Genomic DNA, 18,536 nt, shown 5'->3' on the forward strand with positions numbered 1-18,536 from the left:
GGCGCCGCCCCCGGTCTCCGGAGGTCCGGCCGGGTTGACGCGCCCCTCTCCCCGGTAGGAGCCCCCTTCATGTACCCACCCAGAAGCCCCCGGCGCCGCGGCGTCGCATGGGCGGCGACCGCGTTCACGGCCCTGGCCGTGCTCGGCGCGGCGCCGTCCGCGACCGCCGCCACCGGATCCACCGCGACCCCCGCACCCTCCGCCAAGGTCGACTCCGCTCTCCGTGCCGCCGTCGGCAAGGGGAAGGAGTCGACCTTCTTCGTCGTCATGAAGCAGCGGGCCGACCTGACCGCCGCCCAGGGAAAGCGCGCGCACAAGGACAAGGCCAAGTCGGCCTTCTCCGCGCTGCGGGCCGAGGCCGGCACCTCGCAGAAGTCCCTGGCCTCCTTCCTCGACAAGAAGAAGGTCGGACACGAGTCGTTCTGGATCAACAACGCCGTCAAGGTCACGGGTGACCAGAAGCTCGTCGACGAGCTGGCGAAGCGGTCCGACGTGGCGAGCATCGTCAAGGAGCAGCGTTACGCGCTCGACGACCTGGAGTCGTCCACGACGCCGGGCACGAAGACCGACGCGGACTCCGGCGCCACCGAGGTCACCCCGGAGTGGGGCGTCAAGGACATCAAGGCCGACCAGGTCTGGGACCAGTACGAGGACCGCGGTGACGGAATCGTCATCGCGAACGTCGACTCGGGTGTGCAGTACGACCACCCGGCACTGGTGGGGAACTACCGGGGCAACCAGGGCGACGGCACCTTCAGCCACGACTACAACTGGTTCGACCCGACCGGTCAGTGCACCAACGGGGCCCCCTGCGACAACAACGGCCACGGCACCCACACGATGGGCACCATGGTCGGCCAGGACGGCGTGGGCGTCGCCCCCGGTGCCAAGTGGATAGCCGCCAAGGGCTGCGAGGCCCGGGAGTGCTCCGACTCCTCGCTGCTCGCGGCCGGGCAGTGGATCCTCGCGCCGACCGACCACAACGGGCAGAACCCGAAGCCCGAGCTGGCGCCCGACATCGTCAACAACTCCTGGGGCGGCGGTGACACGAACTTCTACCAGGACATCGTGAAGGCGTGGAACGCGGCCGGGATCTTCGAGGCCTTCGCCTCGGGCAACGACGGCGACGGCGCGACCTGCTCGACCGGCCACGCGCCGGGCTCGCAGGCCGACTCCTACGGCGTGGGCGCCTATGACGTCGCCGGGAAGATCGCCGACTTCTCCGGCTTCGGCCCGTCCGTCTTCGACGGCTCGATGAAGCCGAACATCTCCGCACCGGGCGTGAACGTGCGCTCCACGTGGCCGGGCAACAGCTACAACTCGATCTCCGGTACGTCGATGGCCACCCCGCACGTCGCGGGCGCCGTCGCCCTCCTGTGGTCCGCGGCCCCCTCGCTGATCGGCAAGATCGACGAGACCCGCGCGCTGCTCGACCAGGGTTCCGCCGACGTCGACGACACCCACTGCGGCGGCACCGCCGCGATGAACAACGTCTGGGGCAGCGGCAAGCTGGACATCCTGGCCTCCGTCGACGCCGCCCCGCACACCGCGGGCACCATCACGGGCACCGTGACCGACCGGGCCACCGGCAAGGCCGTGGCCGCGACCGTCACCGCTGCGAGCGGCGACATCACCCGGGTGGTCACGACCGTCGCGGACGGCACCTTCCAGCTGCACCTGCCCGCCGGCACGTACGCGGTCACCACGAGCGGCTACGGCTTCGCCTCCCACACCGACTCGATGACGGTCGCCGTCGGCGAGAGCGCGACCCTGGACTCCGCGCTCGACGCGGTCGCCCACCACACCGTCTCCGGCACGGTCCTCGACGTCACGGGCAAGCCGCTCAAGGGCGCCTCGGTGCGGTTCGCCGACGCCCCGCTCGACGCGGTCACCACCGGCGCCGACGGTTCGTACGCCTTCCCGTCCGTCGCGGAGGGCTCCTTCCACCTGGCCGTGACGCCCGCCGCCCCGGTGCTGTGCAACGGCGACTGGACCGGCGCGCTCACCGTCGACGGGAACGAGACCGTCCAGGCCTCGCTGCCGCCGCGCACCGACGCCGCCGGCACGTACTCCTGCGCGCCCGGCACGTACAACTGGGTCACCGGGAAGACGAATGTCGCCCTCAGCGGTGACGAGAACGCCAAGGCCGTCGCCCTGCCGTTCCCCGTGACGTACTACGGAGTCGCGTACACCAGCGCCAACATCACCACCAACGGCCTGGTGAACTTCCTGTCGCCGCGGCTCGGCGACTACGACAACACCGCGCTGCCCGACGCCGCCCAGCCCAACGGCGTCGTCGCCGCGTTCTGGGACGACCTGACGCTCGACAAGAAGTCCAGCGTCCAGACCACCACCACCGGCAGCACGGGCCACCGCACCTTCGCGATCGTCTGGAACAACGCCGCCCTGGTCTCCGACACCTCGGTCCGGCTCAGCTTCGAGGCCGTCTTCGACGAGGCGACCGGTGCGATCACCCTCCAGTACAAGGGGATCGGCACCAAGGCGTCGCAGAAGGGCTCATCGGCGACCATCGGCGTCGAGAACCAGGCCGGTACGGACGCCCTCCAGTACTCCTTCAACGAGTCCGTCCTCAAGGACGCCTCCGCGATCCGCTTCTCCCCGAAGGGCGCGTGATGAGGAACATCAACCGAAGAGGCCTCCGCCTCGCCTCCGCCCTGGTGGCCGCCGGACTGGCGCTCAGCGCCGCACCGGCCGCCCTCGCCGCCGACGCCGGCGACAGCAGCGGCCTGCTGACCCTCACGGACAGCCAGACCGCCGACCTCACCGCACGCGCCCAGCTCAACCCTTACGGCGACGCCGAAGGGCAGGGCGCGTACGACCCGCAGCACATCGGTGCACGCGAGGACGCGGCCACGGCACCGTCCACCGGCACGACGGGCGGCAGCGGCTCGTCGCTCGACGGCGCCACCGCAGACGCGGCCGGCACCTGGAAGGTCACCAAGAAGTCGTCCGTGGAGGGCGACTACGGCATGGTCGCGACCGCCCCGGTGGCCGGTGCGAACGGTGACTACTTCGCGCTGGACGCGCTCGGCCCCGTCCAGCGCCGCACCGCCGACGGCAAGGAGGTGTGGCGGCGCGACAACGCCTCGCTGTACACCGACTGGAAGATCACGAACGCCCGTCCGTGGCAGACCGAGCCGTACCCGGCGCGCATCGTCATGGGATACAACGCGGTCAGCCCCTTCACCGTGGCCTCCGACAACGGCTACACCACCGGGGACCTGACCGGCGACGGTGTGGACGACGTGGTCTTCACCGCGAGTGTCGGCGCCTACCCGTACCGCCCGTTCACCGCCCCCGGATCGAAGCTGCCGACGGGCACGTTCGTGACGGTCCTGGACGGTGCGAGCGGCAAGACGCTGTGGAGCAAGCTCTACACCGGCGTCTACAACATCAAGCTGGTCGGCAAGACCCTGGTCGTCGCCGACTCGCCGACGTTCAACCTCAACGCACCGGCCGACTCCAAGGCGACGCTGAGCGGCATCCGCTTCTCGTACGCCGACGGCGCGCTCACACCCGCCACGACCTGGACGTACGACACCGGCATGTTCACCGGTGCCGGCTGGGCCAGCCTGGAGCCGCTGGGCGACGGCCTGGTCGCCGCCTCGTGGGACCAGCGGAAGCTGAGCGCCACCGCCGACCCGTCCGGCCACACCCTGGTGTTCGACACCAAGGACGGCAGCGTCAAGTGGGAGCAGACCAACCGGCTCTACTCGCGCCAGCTGCACTACGACGCGGCCCGCAAGAGCATCGTCGCGCTGGAGCAGTCCGACCCGAACGAGGGCATCGTCTACGAGCTCGCCTCGTACAAGCTGTCCGACGGCACCCGCACCACCGTCGACCGCCGCATCAACGCACTGCCGATCGACCTGGTGATCGGTGACATCCAGGGCAACTCCCGGCCGGAGTACACGGTCAGCGAGTCCACGCTGGACAACGGGCAGTTCATCAACTCCAACACGGTGCGCGCCGTCAACGGCGACGACGGCAGTGAGCTGTGGTCGCGCACGGTCAAGCGCGACGCGGCCAACTCCCATGACGGCGGCGGCGCCTGGGGCCTGCAAGTGGTCGACGGCAAGGTCGTCGCCTCGTACAAGGACGACGCCGGTTACGAGAGCGCCGCCAACCGCGGCGCGAGCCGCTACGGCCGCCTCGCCGTCCTGTCCGGCAAGGACGGCTCGGTGCGCTGGGAGCAGCGCGGCCTGGTCACCTCGCAGATGTGGGCGCAGCCGTTCCGCAAGGGCGGCAGCTGGCTCCTCCGCACGGTCGACACCAACGAGAACATCCGGACCTACGGCCTGGGCGACGGCAAGCAGAAGGACCTCGTCCCGCTCCGGGCCGCGGTCAACTCGGCGGTGGCCACGGACATCACCGGTGACAAGAAGCAGGACCTGATCGTCGGCGGTGTGTCCAACGGCGTCTTCGCCTACGACGGCCCCTCGACGGTGTCGGGGAAGCCGAAGCAGCTGTGGGCGGCGACCGTGCCCGGCCAGGTGCACGCGCTCGTGAAGGCCGACGTCAACGGCGACAAGCGCGACGAGACGATCGTCGCCGCCGACTCCGCGGCCGCGGTGCTGGACTCCCGTACGGGCAAGGTCCTCACCACGATCGACGGCAAGGGCCAGTTCGTCCGTACGGTGCAGGCCGCCGACGTCAACGGCGACGGCAGGGCCGAGATCATCGTCGCCACCGACAAGGTGCGCGTCTACAACGGCAGCGGCAAGAAGCTGTGGGAGTACGGTGCCCCGGCGTCCGCCGGTGACGTCGTCTTCGCGGACGTCTCGGTCGCGGACGGCCACGTCTACGCCCAGTACGCCTCGCACACCGGCGACACGGGCTCCATGCAGCCCGGCGTGGTCGGCGGGGTCGCCCTGCGCGCGAAGACCGGAGCCCTCGACTGGGCGGTCACCCCGAAGACGGGATCGGCGACGGACGGCGTCCTCTACGGCGCGCCCTTGCGGGCCGGTACGTTCGCCTCGGCGGGCATTCCGTACGCGGACGGGCACGCGGTCGTCTTCACCGCGTTCACCAGGGACGCCACGGGTGACCTGACGACCATGACGCAGATCCGGGACGGCCGCACGGGCGAACTGCTCCACGAAGCCACCGGTGGCGGCCCGTGGGGCCTCGGCAACTGGCTGACCGGTCCCGACGGACTGACCATGGTCAGCAGGGTGTCGATGCGTACCTTCGGGCCGAACGGCCAGGACTCCCGGGTGCTCACGATCGCGGACTCGCACACGGCCGCCTTCGCGAACGGTCCCGGCGGCAAGCGCATCATCGTCTCGGGCGAGATCGGTGGTGCCAGCACGTACGACCCCTCGATCCTCACCGCGGGGGACGACTACCCGTCCAGCGTGGCCGACGTCTCCGCGATCGGCGGTGACGAGATCCTCGTCGCCGACCTGAACGGTGACGGCGTCGACGAGATCGTCTCGCTCAACTTCGACGAGTACGGCATGGACCGTACGACGGCGCTGGAGGGCGGCGGCTACTCCAGCCCCTTCTCCGCGATGCGTCAGACGATCGTGGCGACGATCGACCCGGCCTGACCGGTTCCGGACCGCCGCAGGCCCCCGAGTCCACGACTCGGGGGCCTGCGGCGTTCTCACGGGTGTCGGCCGGGCCCCGCCCGTGGCCCTGCGGGAGAATGGGAGCCGCCGACAGGCTCCGTCATCCGGAACGATCCGAACCACGCACCGGGAGCACGCCATGAGGATCCACCTGTCCAGTGTCTTCGTCGACGACCAGGACAAGGCCCTGCGCTTCTACACGGAGGTGCTGGGCTTCGTGAAGAAGACCGAGGTCCCCATCGGCACGGACCGGTGGCTGACCGTGGTCTCGCCGGAGGCCCCCGACGGAACGGAACTCCTGCTGGAGCCCGACGGCCACCCCGCGGTGAAGCCGTACAAGCAGGCACTGGTCAAGGACGGCATCCCGGCCACCGCCTTCGCCGTGGACGACGTGCAGGCGGAGTTCGAGCGGCTGAGCAGGCTCGGGGTGCGCTTCACCCAGGAACCCCTGGAGATGGGACCGGTCACCATCGCGGTCCTGGACGACACCTGCGGCAACCTGATCCAGATCGTGCACGACAAGGACGCCTGACCGGGGGCGGGCGCGGGGCGGCAGGGGTGTCTTGCGGCAACGCGGAGCATTCCGCCGCCCGCCGTGGCACGCTTCACGGGTGACCAGCAGAACCGACCCTGCACAGCACCTGAGCGACCTCGCACGGCTCCGCCGCGTCCGCGACCGCATCGACAGGGAGTACGCGCAGCCGCTGGACGTCGAGGCGCTCGCCCGCGGCGTGCACATGTCGGCCGGGCATCTCAGCCGCGAGTTCCGGCGCGCCTACGGCGAGCCCCCGTACGGCTACCTCATGACCCGGCGCATCGAGCGGGCGATGGCCCTGCTGCGCCGCGGCGACCTCAGCGTCACCGACATCTGCTTCGAGGTCGGCTGCTCCTCGCTGGGGACCTTCAGCACCCGCTTCGCCGAGCTGGTCGGGGTGTCTCCCAGCGTCTACCGGCGCCAGGCGCAGGAGGCGGAGCAGACCGGGGCGGGGGTGCCCTCGTGCCTGGAGAAGCAGGTGACACGACCGATCAGGAATCGAGAAGCGCCGGTCAGGAAGCCGGATTAGCGTGGCGGACATGAACTTCACCATTCACTCCGCCTTCCTTCCGCACGACGATCCGGACGCCTCGGTCGCGTTCTACCGCGACGTCCTGGGCTTCGAGGTCCGGGGCGACGTCGGCCAGGGCGCGATGCGCTGGATCACGGTCGGCCCGGCCGGGCAGCCCGGCACGTCCCTCGTCCTGGAACCGCCGTACGCCGATCCGTCCGTCACCGACGAGGAGCGCGCCACCGTCGTCGCCATGATGGCCAAGGGCACGTTCGCGCGCGTCCTGCTGACCACGGACGACCTCGACGCCACCTTCGAGAAGGTGCAGGCCGGCACCTCCGAGATCGTCCAGGAGCCGACCGAGCAGCCGTACGGTGTGCGTGACTTCGCCGTCCGCGACCCCGCGGGCAACCTGATCCGCGTCCAGGAACAGCGCTGACCCGGAGAACAGAGGGAGACAGGATGACCAGGGCCAAGAGGGCGGACACGCCGCACGTGGGCGACAGCCACGATCTGATCCGGGTGCACGGCGCGCGCGTGAACAACCTCAAGGACGTCAGCGTCGACATCCCCAAGCGCCGGCTGACGGTCTTCACGGGTGTCTCCGGCTCCGGCAAGAGCTCCCTCGTCTTCGGCACGATCGCCGCGGAGTCGCAGCGGCTGATCAACGAGACGTACAGCGCCTTCGTGCAGGGCTTCATGCCCTCGCTGGCGCGGCCCGAGGTCGACGTGCTCGAAGGGCTGACCACCGCGATCAGCGTCGACCAGCAGCGGATGGGCTCCGACCCCCGCTCCACGGTCGGCACCGCGACCGACGCCCACGCGATGCTGCGCATCCTGTTCAGCCGGCTCGGCAAGCCGCACATCGGCCCGCCCAGCGCGTACTCCTTCAACACCGCCTCGGTCCGGGCGAGCGGCGCGATCACGGTCGAGCGCGGGGACAGGACCAAGGCGCAGAAGGCGTCCTTCCAGCGCACCGGCGGGATGTGCGTGCGCTGCGAGGGCCGGGGCTCGGTCTCCGACATCGACCTCAGCCAGCTCTACGACGACACCAAGTCGCTCGCCGAAGGCGCGTTCACCATCCCCGGCTGGAAGTCCGACAGCCAGTGGACCGTGCAGGTCTACGCGCAGTCCGGGTTCGTCGACCCGGACAAGCCGATCCGCAAGTACACCAAGAAGGAGCTGCGGGACTTCCTCTACGGAGAGGCGGTCAAGGTCAAGGTCAACGGCGTCAACCTCACCTACGAGGGGCTGATCCCCAAGATCCAGAAGTCGTTCCTGTCCAAGGACAAGGAGGCGATGCAGCCGCACATCCGGGCGTTCGTGGAGCGGGCGGTCACCTTCACCACCTGCCCCGAGTGCGACGGCACCCGGCTCAGCGAGGGTGCCCGGTCCTCGAAGATCAAGCGGATCAGCATCGCGGACGCCTGCACGATGGAGATCAGGGACCTGGCCGAGTGGGTGCGCGGCATCAAGGAGCCTTCGGTGGCGCCGCTGCTCGACGCGCTGCAGCAGACCCTCGACTCGTTCGTGGAGATCGGCCTCGGCTACCTCTCGCTGGACCGGCCCGCGGGCACGCTGTCCGGCGGCGAGGCGCAGCGCGTCAAGATGATCCGCCACCTCGGCTCCTCGCTCACCGATGTCACGTACGTCTTCGACGAGCCCACCATCGGACTGCACCCGCACGACATCGAGCGGATGAACAAGCTGCTCCTGCGGCTGCGGGACAAGGGCAACACGGTGCTCGTCGTCGAGCACAAGCCGGAGACCATCGTGATCGCCGACCATGTCGTCGACCTCGGTCCCGGGGCCGGTTCGGGCGGCGGCACCGTCTGCTTCGAGGGCACGGTCGAGGGGCTGCGGGCCGGGGACACGATCACGGGCCGGCACTTCGACGACCGGGCGGCCGTCAAGGATTCGGTGCGCGAGGCGACCGGGGCACTGGAGATCCGCGGCGCGACGGCGAACAACCTGCGCAAGGTCGACGTCGACGTGCCGCTCGGGGTGCTCGTCGTCGTCACCGGGGTCGCCGGCTCCGGCAAGAGCTCCCTCGTGCACGGCTCGATCCCGGCGGGGGAGGGCGTCGTGTCGGTCGACCAGAGCCCGATCCGCGGCTCGCGGCGCAGCAACCCGGCGACGTACACCGGTCTGCTGGAGCCGATCCGCAAGGCGTTCGCCAAGGAGAACGGCGTGAAGCCGGCGCTGTTCAGCGCCAACTCCGAGGGTGCCTGTCCCACCTGCAACGGTGCCGGTGTCATCTTCATGGACCTGGCGATGATGGCGGGGGTCGCCACCCCCTGCGAGGACTGCGAGGGCAAGCGGTACCAGGCGTCGGTGCTGGACTACCACCTCGGCGGCCGCGACATCAGCGAGGTGCTCGCGATGTCGGTGGCCGAGGCGGAGGAGTTCTTCGGCGCGGGCGATGCGCATCTGCCGGCCGCGCACCGCATCCTGGAGCGGCTCGCCGACGTCGGCCTCGGCTACCTGAGCCTCGGCCAGCCGCTGACCACGCTCTCCGGCGGCGAACGCCAACGTCTCAAGCTGGCCACCCACATGGGCGACAAGGGCGGTGTCTACATCCTCGACGAACCGACCACCGGCCTCCACCTCGCCGACGTCGAGCAACTGCTCGGCCTGCTCGACCGGCTCGTCGACTCCGGCAAGTCCGTCATCGTCGTCGAGCACCACCAGGCCGTGATGGCGCACGCCGACTGGATCATCGACCTCGGTCCCGGTGCCGGTCACGACGGCGGCAAGGTCGTCTTCGAGGGGACGCCCGCGGACCTCGTCGAGGCCCGCTCCACCCTCACGGGCGAGCATCTCGCGGCGTACGTCGGCGGCTGACGGAACGCCCCGGACGGCCGCGGGACGGCGGCCGCCCGGGGCGCACGCGGCGGCCGCAGTGCGCCTGCCTGCTGCGAGTACGCCCCGGCCGATCGTGTGGTGTTGGCGGGGCGGGACCCCGAATGTTTGTGATCTTGGTGGGTGGGCGGGCCGTCCGGCCCGAACCCCCTCCCTCACATCCGTACGAGGAGTCCCGTGCGCATCCGTCCGGTCCTTTCCCTCGCCGCGTCCGTCGCAGCGGTCATGGCGCTCGCCACCCCGTCCCAGGCCGCCGACAACGGCTCCTACTTCATCCAGGACGCGCGCACCGGAGCCTGTCTGCTGACCAACGAGGGCCTCCTGGGCGGTCAGCTCGGCCCCTGCGGCAACGACGCGGTCTGGCAGCTGCGCAACCTGCCGCACGGCTCGGTGCAGCTGGCCAGCGGCCGGGAGGAGTCCCACTGCCTCGGCCTGTCGCCGCTGAAGATCTCCCCGCCCCCGGTCTTCCTGAGCCCGTGCGGCTCCTCGCCGGACCAGTGGACGATCACCGGCCCGGACGAGGACGGCGCCCCGGTCGCCCTCCGCCTCACCGAGATCCCGTCCCTGGGCACGCTCACCCCGGCCGATGGCCGGGCGACGCTGGCGGGCCGCGGCGCGCCCGAGTGGACGTTCACCCGGGTCGGCTAGGACCTGCCGTCCGGCCGGGGCCGGGTCCGGGGCGCAGGGGCCCGGGACCCGGCCCTGTCGGGTTCTCGTGTTCCGCAGCCGTCAGAAGGAGATGACGGTGGCGCCTTCGAGGGTGAAGCGCAGGAACTCGTCCCGCGCCACCCGCAGGCGCAGCCCGCGCCCGGCGAGCGCGTCCTCGGTCCCGTCGGCCCGGGCCGCGTTGACGCAGGCGCCCACGGCGACGCCGCCGGCTATCAGCTCGTCGACCTGCCGGTTGAAGACCGCGCTCGCCCCGGAGGCGGCCGGATCGGCGAGGAGGCGCTGGGCCGGACCGAAGCACAGGACCTCGACGGTGGTGCCGTGCTCGGCGGCGACCTCCTGGATGCGCTGAGCCACGCGGGTTCCCGTGGTGATGGAGGCGTCGTCGTCGTGGAACACATGGATCACGGTCTTCGGCATGTGCCGCACCTTTCTCTCGGTGCCCTGGCCGGGCGTACGGGGACCGTAGCAACGGTCTTGAGGACTGGGACGATTCGTCTCGCAGTCCGATACGCGAATGAGGGGATGCGCGGTCCGGCCGCAACGCGTGCGGCTGCCGGACCGGCGCCGCCTCGCGACCGGCGGAAGAATAGGCACGCTGAGTAGGCATTTCGGTTACGCAGCGTGGAAGGAATGGATCATGAAGATGAGGGAGCGGAACAGGACGCGTTGCGGAAAGGCGGCCGGCCATGACAGGTGAGGGCGGCAGCGGCGGAGCCGGTGGTCCGGAGATGTCCCTGCCCGTACCGGAGCGTGGGGCGTTCGCCGTCGACGTGCGGGACGGCCGGGTGGGGCGGGTGATGGGGCGGGTCGGCCCCTATGTGCAGCTGCGGCCGCCCGGAGGGGGCGCGGAGTGGGACTGTCCGCCCGACTCCGTCCGGCCGGCCCCGCCCGGCCTGGTCCTGCGGGCACGGGTCACGGAGATCAACCGCGAGGGGCAGCTGCCGAGATGAGGGTGCGAGGCGGCCCGGGACCGAGCCGGGAAGAGCCCCGGATAGCCTGCCCGCATGACGAGCGCGAGCACGGAGTCCGATGCGCAACTGGCCCTGAGAGCAGCACAGGCGGGTGCGGCGGTGGTCCGCGACATGTACGGGGCATCGCTGCACCGCGTGGAGAAGACCGGCGGTGACTTCGCGACGGCCGCGGACCTCGCCGCCGAGGAGGCCGTCCTCGACGTGCTGCGGAAGGCCCGGCCCGCTGACGCCGTGACGGGCGAGGAGAGCGGACACACCGGCGCGGACGGCGCGGAGCGCAGATGGCTGGTCGACCCCCTGTGCGGAACGCTGAACTACGCCGTGCAGAACATGCTGGTCGCGGTGAACGTCGCGCTGCGGGTGGGTTCCGCGACGACCGCGGGCGCCTCGGCCGACCCGTTCAGCGGCGAGGTGTTCTGGACCGACGGCACCCGCGCCCGGGTCCGGAAGGACGGCGCGGACCAGGAGCTGTCCCCCTCGCCCGCCTCCTGCCTGGTCGACGTCAACCTCGACCCGAAGTTCCCCAACGCCCCCGCCTTCCGGGCGGTGGAGCTGCTCGCCGCCCCGGAGTTCGCCGAGCGGTTCCGGCCGCGCGTCGTCTCCACCACACTGGCCGTGGCCTGGGTCGCCGCCGGCCGCAGGGCCGCGTACGTCACCGACGGGGACCTGCGCGACAGCGTGCACTTCACCGCCGGCATCGCCCTGTGCGAGGCCGCCGGCTGTGTGGTGACCGACCTCCACGGCCGGCCGCCGTACACCGGAGCGGGCGGCCTGATCGCGGCCGCCGACCGGCAGACGCACGACGCGCTGCTGGGGATGGTCATGAACCAGGCACGGGCCGTCCGTTGAGCCCTGCCACCCCGTCCGGCGCCGCCGCGAGGCAGGTCCACTGATGCCGGCCGTCCTCGTGCTGCTCCTCGCCGGCACCTGGCTGCTCTCCGGCGCCCTGGTCACCGGCACCGAGCCGCTGACCGTGGCGGTGGGCCGTACCGCCGTGTGCTGTCTGGTCCTGACCGTCGCCGCCGCCTCGTCCGCGAGCGGACGGGCCGGTCTGCGGCAGGCGGTGGCGCGGCCGGGGACGGTGTGGCTGCTGGGGCTGCTCGGCTTCGCCGGGTACGCGGCCGGCACGCTCCTGGCCATCCCGCGCATCGGCACCTCGCTCACCAACCTCGTGGTCGCGCTGATGCCATGCGCCTCGGTCGCGGTCGGCGCGCTGTTCTTCGGCGAGCGGCCGGGACCGCGCAAGGCCGCCGGCGCGCTCCTGGCCTGCGCGGCGGCCGCCGGATACGCGGCGCTGGGCGCGGACGCGGGGGACCTGGACGGGGTGGGGCTGCTGCTGGTGGCGGCCGCGACGACCGCCTTCGCGGTGTACGGGTTCCTGTACCGGGCACGGCTGTCCCGGCTGCCGCCGCTCGCCGTGCTGCCGGTGCTCCTCGCTGCCGCCACCTGTCTGCTGCTCCCGATGTCGCTGCCCGCCCTGATCGCGCACCCGCCGACCCTCGCCGCGACAGGGGGCATCGTGCTGCTGGGAGCGGCGGTCTACGCCCCCGCCTACCTCGTGCAGCACCGGCTGATCCTGCTCCGCGGCCCGGTCTTCACGGCCGCCGTGCAACTGGCCGTCCCCTTCACCGTCCGCCTCGGCGACTGGGCCCTGGGGACCGCACCCGCGCCCTCGGTGGCCGAGATCCTGCTGCTGGCGGTGTGCTGCGGGGGGATCGCCCTCGTCACGGTCCGGACGGGAGAGCGGCCCGCCGCGCGGGTTCCCTCCGGCCGCTGAGCAGGGCGGGGCGGTGCTCACCGGACTCCGGACATGAAGATCTCATGCACCGTGCCCCCTTGATCTCACGGCCGGTGCGTGCACCCGTCCCTGTCCGGGCGCGGTCCTCACGTGCGACCGTCATGGATGGAGCAAGCGGAGGGAGCAGGGGCGATGGTGATCGGAGTCCTCGGACCGCTGGTCGTGACGGTCAACGGCACGTCCGTGGTGCCCAGCGCGGCGAAACCGCGGCAGGTGCTGGCGTTGCTGGCGGCCAACCTCGGGCGTCATGTGAGCATGGCCGCCATGGCGGAGGAGCTGTGGGACGGCGATCCTCCGGGGCGGCCCTCGGGTGTGGTGCAGACCTACGTGAAGCAGTTGCGGCGAGGACTCTCCGCGGCGTACGAACCGGTCGGCGGCCCCGACGGGAAGGACGTCCTCGTCCGCAGCCACACCGGCTACATCCTGGACCCGCCCGAGGCGGACGTCGACGTGGACGCCCGCGAGTTCGAGCGGCTCGCCCTGCGCGGGCAGCGGGCGCTGGCCGAGGACGAGGTCGCCGACGCCGCACGCATCCTGGTGCAGGCGCTGACGGTGTGGCGCGGCCCCGCCCTGGCGGACGTCCGGACCGGGCCGGTGCTCGAGACCGAGGTGCGGCGCCTCGACGAGGTGCGCCGCGGTGCGCTGGAGAGCCGGATCGCGGCGGACCTGCGGCTGGGCCGCCACGCGGAACTGGTCAGTGAACTCACCGTGCTCACCACCCGCTACCCGCTCCAGGAGAACCTGCACGCCCAGCTGATCCTGACGCTCTACCGCTGCGGGCGGTCCTGGCAGGCCCTGGAGGTCTTCCGGAAGCTGCGCGCCTCGTTCGTGAGGGAGATCGGCATCGAGCCCTCGCAGCGGCTCCAGCGACTGCATCACGCCATTCTCGCCGACGATCCCTCCCTCGCCTCGCCCGCCTACGATTTGGCCGTCTTTTAGCGGCGGGCCGCACTCTTGGCGCGTGTCGGCCGGGACCCGCTCCACCGTTGGCCGAGGGGTGTGCCGCCGGGCAGGCGGGCGCACCGCCCGTGCCTGTCCGCCAGGGCCGGGCGGGCGCGGCCCGCCCGGACGGCCGCAGTCGGCCGCGCCGTGCGGCCGGGCCCGGCCGGCACACAGTCGCCGGACGAACCCGAGGCGGAGCAGAATGACGCAATACCTGTCCCAGACGCCCCAGATACCGACGGCCGACCCGACCGGAGCCGGTGTGCGGCTGCTCTGCTTCCCGTACGCGGGCGGCGGAGCATCGGCGTACCGGCGCTGGCAGCGCGGCCTCGACGAGCACGGAGCCGGTACGCGGGTGATGCCGGTGCAACTGCCCGGCCGTGAGGGCCGGATGAACGAGCGCAGGTTCACCGACCTCGACGCGCTCATCGACGACATGGACGAGCAGCTCGACGAGGAGCTGGAGCACCCGTACGTGCTGTACGGCCACAGCATGGGTGCGCTCATCGCCTACGGCCTGGCCCACCGCCGCCAGCAGCGCGGTGCCACCCTCCCGCTCGCGCTCGTGCTCAGCTCCTACCGCGCACCCCATCTGCCCGCGCCCAGGATCGCGGACCCGGGAGCGAGCGACGAGGAGCTGGTGGCCGGCCTTGCGGCGCTGGGCGGGATACCGCGGGTGATTCTGAACCACCCGGAGTTCCTGGCGGCGCTGCTGCCCGTCGCCCGTGACGACCTGCTGCTGTGCACCTCCCCGGTGGCCGCGGCCGCCGAACCGCTGAGAATCCCGCTGCACCTGTTCATCGGGGCCAGGGACCGGCTGGTGTCGGTGCCCGAGGTGGTGGCCTGGCGGCGGCACGCCGGGCGCGGCTGCGAGGTGCGGGAGATGCCCGGCGGGCACTTCTTCATCCGCGCCCACGAGGACACGTTCCTGCGCGAACTCGCCGTCCTGCTCCGCCGCTACGCCCATGCCCCGGCACTCGCGGGCCCGCTGCCGGTCTGAACCGCCGCTCAGGAGTGGAGAGACGACGATGAACCAGGAAACATTCACCCAACGCGTGCTGGCCAGGGCGCAGGCCCGCGGCACGGCGGAGGCGTTCGCCTTCGTCCACGAGACGGACGCGCAGCGCCGTGTGGAGCGGCTGACCTACGCGGAGCTCGACACCCGGGCCAAGGACATCGCCTCCTGGCTGCAGACGCGCGGCCTGGCGGGCCGGCAGGTGCTGTTGCTGTACCCCTCGGGCCTGGCGTTCGTCGAGGCCTTCCTCGGCTGCCAGTACGCGGGAGCCGTCGCCGTGCCGGCACCCCTTCCCTCCGCACACGACCGGCACTTCCAGCGGCTGTCGCGCATCGCGGCCGACGCGGGGATCGGCGCGGTGCTCACCACCGGCGAGCACGCACCGGTGGCCGAGTCCTGGCTGGCGGGCGGCGGGCCGGACGGCGTGCCGTGCCTGGCCACGGACACCGGACCGGTGGGAGACGCCACGCACTGGCGGGAGCCCGAACCGTCCGCCGACAGCCTGGCGTTCCTCCAGTACACCTCGGGATCGACGAGCGAGCCCAAGGGCGTGATGGTCTCGCACCGGAACCTGATGGCCAACGAGGCGGCCATCCAGCGCTCGCTGGGTTCCGGCGCCGACTCCTGCCTGGGCAGCTGGCTGCCGCTCTACCACGACATGGGGCTCATCGGGCATGTCCTGCATCCGCTGTGGCTGGGGGCGCGGGCCGCACTGATGGACCCCGAGACGTTCATGCGCCGGCCGGTGCGCTGGCTGGAGATGATCGGTGACCACGGGGTCACGATCGGGGGCGGCCCCAACTTCGGCTACGACATGTGCGTCCGGCGCGTGAAGGACGCGGAGCTGCTCACGCTCGACCTCTCCCGCTGGGAGCAGGCGTGCAACGGTGCGGAGCCGGTGCGCGCGGAGACCATCGACGCCTTCGCCCGACGGTTCGCCCCGGCCGGCTTCCGGCCCGAGACGTTCTTCCCCTGCTACGGAATGGCGGAGACGACACTGCTGGTCTCGGGCACTCCGCTCGGGCGCCCGGCCGTGACGCGCACCGTCGACACCGCGGCCCTGGAGACCGGGCGGCTCACCGGGCCCGTCCCGGGCCTGGCCGCGCGCACCCTGGTCAGCAGCGGGGTGACGCACGCCGAGGACTTCGAGGTGCGGATCGCCGATCCGGCCACCCTGCGGGATCTCGGCGAGGAGGGCATCGGCGAGATCTGGGTGCGCGGGGCGAGCGTCGCCGCCGGTTACTGGGCCCGCCCCGGGGCCACCGCGGAGACCTTCGGGGCGCGGCTCGCCGGGGAGGACGGGACAGCGGGCGGCTGGCTGCGGACCGGGGACCTCGGCGCCCTCAGCGACGGCGAACTCTATGTGACCGGCCGGCTCAAGGAGATGATCGTGGTCAACGGCCGGAACATCTACCCGCACGACGTGGAGTCCGCCGCCCGCTCGGCACACCCGTCGCTGGGCACGGGTGCGGTGTTCGCCGTGCGGCCGCACGGCGACGTACGCGAACGGCTCGTCGTCGTCCTGGAGGTCAGGGGCCGGGGCGCGGACGCGCAGGCGGCGGACCACCAGGATCTGCTGGAGCGGGTGCAGCGCGCGGTCAACGAGGAGTTCGGGGTGCCGGCGGGCAATGTGCTGCTGGTCGCCCCCGGAACCGTACGGCGCACCACGAGCGGCAAGGTCCAGCGGACCCTGATGCGGCGGCTGTTCCTGGCCGGAGCGCTCGATCCCCTGCTGGAGGTGGTCGAGCCGGCGGTGCGGGAGCTGAGGGAACGTACGCCGGTGACCGTCTCCTGACGACGACGGCCGGCAACGCCCCGTCCAGCACCGGGAGGTGGTGGGCGGGGCGTTGCCGGTCCTCAGCGGGTTCGCTGGCGGGCGGCGTCGGCGTCGGGTGCGCGGTGATCCTCCGCGGCCTCGCCCGTCGCGTCCTCGTCCGGGCCGGCGGGCGCGGGGCCGGGCAGCAGAAGACCGCTCAGCACGGCACCGGCGGCGACGATGGCGGCAGCCACCCGGAAGCCGTCGGACGCGGCCTGTTCGACGAGATGGCCGGTCCGGCCGGACATCGGCCCCGCGGCCGCCGGTCCGCTGTAGCCGTGGGCGAGGACCGTGCCGACCACGGCCACGCCGAGAGCGTTGCCCAGCTCCTGCATGGTGTCGTTCAGAGCGGCCGCGTTCCCCGAGCGCTCCGGCGGTACGAGGCCCATCACGGTGTCCGTCGCCGGTGCCAGCGCCAGGCCGACGCCGATGCCGCACAGGCAGAGCCCGCCCAGCAGCTGCGGGTAGCCGCCGGACACCGCTCCGAGCGTCCAGATGCCCGTGGCGGTGACCGCGAGGCCGGCCGCGACGCCGCCCCTCGGCCCCGTGCGGCGGGCGAGCCAGGGAGCGGCCGCGGAGCCGGCTCCGACCGCCAGGGCCAGCGGCGCGATCGCGAGTCCGGCCCGCAGCGGCCCGTAGCCGAGGGCGACCTGCAGGTACTGGGTCAGCACGAACAAGGTGCCGGCCAGCCCCAGGAACAGCAGCATGTTGCCCAGGCTCGCACCGAGGAAGGCCGGTCTGCGCAGGAGGGCGAAGTCCACCATCGGATACGGGTGCCGCCACTCCCAGGCCACGAACAGCGCCCCCGCCAGCACCGCCCCGCCGAACGAGGCGAGCACCGCCGTGGACGTCCAGCCCCCGCCCGCCGCATGGATGGCGCCGTACACGAGGCCCACCATGCCGGCCGAACCGAGGACCGCGCCCACCGGATCGGCGGGCCGGGGCACCGGCGCGGCCGACTCGGGCAGCAGCACCGCACCGGCGACGAGCACCGCGGCCACCGGAAGGAGGTTCACCAGGAAGACCGAGCCCCACCAGAAGTGCTGGACGAGCGCCCCGCCGATGACCGGGCCCGCGGCGACGCCCAGTGCGGAGGTGCTGCCCCATACGGCGATGGCCCGCGGCCGTTCCTCCTCGGGGAAGACGTCCACGAGGATCGACAGGGTGCCCGGCATGACGAACGCCGCGGCCACGCCCATCACCGCCCGGGCCGCGATGAGCTGTTCCGCACTGTCCGCCGACAGCGCCACCAGCGATCCGGTGCCGAAGAGAACGACACCCGACAGGGTGGCCCGCTTGCGGCCGTACCGGTCGGACAGCGTGCCCGCGGTCAGCAGACACGCGGCGAAGACCAGGGCGTAGCCGTCGACGATCCACTGCGTCAGGCCGACACCGGCGTGCAGGTCCCGCATCAGGCTGGGCAGCGCCACGTGGAGCAGCCCGTTGTTGAGGATGATCACGAAGAGGGCGAGCGAGAGAATCCCGAGCACCGTCCAGCGCCGCGGGTCCGGGCCCGCCGAGCCCCTGTCCGTACGCATCTCCTGCATCGGGGTCCTTCCGTCGCCGTCGGGAGGGAGCGGCACGTGCGCGCGCTCCCTCCGCGATCCTCACCGCGCCTGCTGAAGCCCCGCTTGCGCAGCGGGCGCCCGCCCTCTCCGGACCGGGCCCGCGCCGTCGTCTTTAGCCGGGCCAAAGCCGGGGCCCCGACCATTCCCGGCAGGCGCATCCCGGGTGCGGTCACGAACCCGTACCGGCGGATGGCGGCAACGACGATGGGAGGACCATGCGCTGGGAACGCGTTCACGTGGCGGATGCCGGAGCCC

General features: G+C 72.1%; 15 protein-coding genes. 13 read left to right on the plus strand and 2 right to left on the minus strand.

From position 1 onward, the window contains the following. Positions 1-69: 69 nt before the first annotated feature. The 7 genes from OG408_RS21870 to OG408_RS21900 all read left to right on the plus strand — a co-directional run bounded on the left by OG408_RS21870 (position 70) and on the right by OG408_RS21900 (position 10,150). Positions 70-2,634 (plus strand): S8 family serine peptidase, encoded by a 2,565-nt coding sequence (locus OG408_RS21870; RefSeq protein WP_326671493.1) that lies wholly within the window; start codon positions 70-72, stop codon positions 2,632-2,634. Further along, entirely contained in the window at positions 2,634-5,573 is a 2,940-nt protein-coding gene (locus OG408_RS21875; protein WP_326671495.1) for an FG-GAP-like repeat-containing protein, read from the plus strand. Before OG408_RS21870 ends, OG408_RS21875 begins: the two co-directional genes overlap by 1 nt. Positions 5,574-5,733: 160 nt before the next feature. Then, positions 5,734-6,126 carry a VOC family protein gene (locus OG408_RS21880; protein WP_266781031.1) on the plus strand — a complete coding sequence of 131 codons (393 nt, stop codon included), beginning with the start codon at positions 5,734-5,736 and terminating at the stop codon, positions 6,124-6,126. A 79-nt stretch (positions 6,127-6,205) separates the two neighbouring features. Then, positions 6,206-6,658: a helix-turn-helix transcriptional regulator gene (locus tag OG408_RS21885; protein ID WP_326671497.1), complete on the plus strand. Its 453-nt coding sequence runs from the start codon at positions 6,206-6,208 to the stop codon at positions 6,656-6,658. Between the two features lie 10 nt (positions 6,659-6,668). After that, positions 6,669-7,079, plus strand: coding sequence for a VOC family protein (locus OG408_RS21890; protein WP_266781035.1), 411 nt, complete (start codon positions 6,669-6,671; stop codon positions 7,077-7,079). A 23-nt stretch (positions 7,080-7,102) separates the two neighbouring features. Further along, positions 7,103-9,484, plus strand: a complete 2,382-nt coding sequence (locus tag OG408_RS21895; protein WP_326671499.1) for an excinuclease ABC subunit UvrA — start codon at positions 7,103-7,105, stop codon at positions 9,482-9,484. 195 nt (positions 9,485-9,679) lie between these two features. Next, a complete protein-coding gene (locus OG408_RS21900; RefSeq protein ID WP_326671500.1) occupies positions 9,680-10,150 on the plus strand; it encodes an RICIN domain-containing protein in 471 nt (156 codons plus the stop codon). An 81-nt stretch (positions 10,151-10,231) separates the two neighbouring features. Here the strand turns inward: OG408_RS21900 and OG408_RS21905 are convergent, their stop codons facing one another. Then, positions 10,232-10,588: a hypothetical protein gene (locus OG408_RS21905; RefSeq protein ID WP_266781040.1), complete on the minus strand. Its 357-nt coding sequence runs from the start codon at positions 10,586-10,588 to the stop codon at positions 10,232-10,234. A gap of 269 nt (positions 10,589-10,857) precedes the next feature. Between OG408_RS21905 and OG408_RS21910 the strand changes: the two genes are divergently transcribed. The 6 genes from OG408_RS21910 (at position 10,858) to OG408_RS21935 (ending at position 16,692) form a co-directional block, all read left to right on the plus strand. Continuing rightward, positions 10,858-11,121, plus strand: coding sequence for a hypothetical protein (locus OG408_RS21910; protein WP_442806053.1), 264 nt, complete (start codon positions 10,858-10,860; stop codon positions 11,119-11,121). Between the two features lie 54 nt (positions 11,122-11,175). Then, positions 11,176-11,991 (plus strand): inositol monophosphatase family protein, encoded by an 816-nt coding sequence (locus OG408_RS21915; protein WP_326671502.1) that lies wholly within the window; start codon positions 11,176-11,178, stop codon positions 11,989-11,991. Positions 11,992-12,034: 43 nt separating this feature from the next. After that, positions 12,035-12,919, plus strand: coding sequence for an EamA family transporter (locus OG408_RS21920; RefSeq protein WP_285570916.1), 885 nt, complete (start codon positions 12,035-12,037; stop codon positions 12,917-12,919). Positions 12,920-13,072: 153 nt separating this feature from the next. Continuing rightward, positions 13,073-13,879: an AfsR/SARP family transcriptional regulator gene (locus OG408_RS21925; protein ID WP_266781046.1), complete on the plus strand. Its 807-nt coding sequence runs from the start codon at positions 13,073-13,075 to the stop codon at positions 13,877-13,879. Positions 13,880-14,084: 205 nt separating this feature from the next. After that, a complete protein-coding gene (locus OG408_RS21930; RefSeq protein ID WP_266781048.1) occupies positions 14,085-14,882 on the plus strand; it encodes a thioesterase II family protein in 798 nt (265 codons plus the stop codon). Positions 14,883-14,910: 28 nt separating this feature from the next. Further along, positions 14,911-16,692: a fatty acyl-AMP ligase gene (locus OG408_RS21935; protein WP_326671505.1), complete on the plus strand. Its 1,782-nt coding sequence runs from the start codon at positions 14,911-14,913 to the stop codon at positions 16,690-16,692. Between the two features lie 62 nt (positions 16,693-16,754). Here OG408_RS21935 and OG408_RS21940 read toward each other — a convergent pair whose 3' ends face one another. After that, positions 16,755-18,296, minus strand: coding sequence for an MFS transporter (locus OG408_RS21940; RefSeq protein WP_326671506.1), 1,542 nt, complete (start codon positions 18,294-18,296; stop codon positions 16,755-16,757). Positions 18,297-18,536: the final 240 nt, after the last annotated feature.

Source organism: Streptomyces sp. NBC_01257 (assembly GCF_035917255.1).
Classification (GTDB): domain Bacteria; phylum Actinomycetota; class Actinomycetes; order Streptomycetales; family Streptomycetaceae; genus Streptomyces.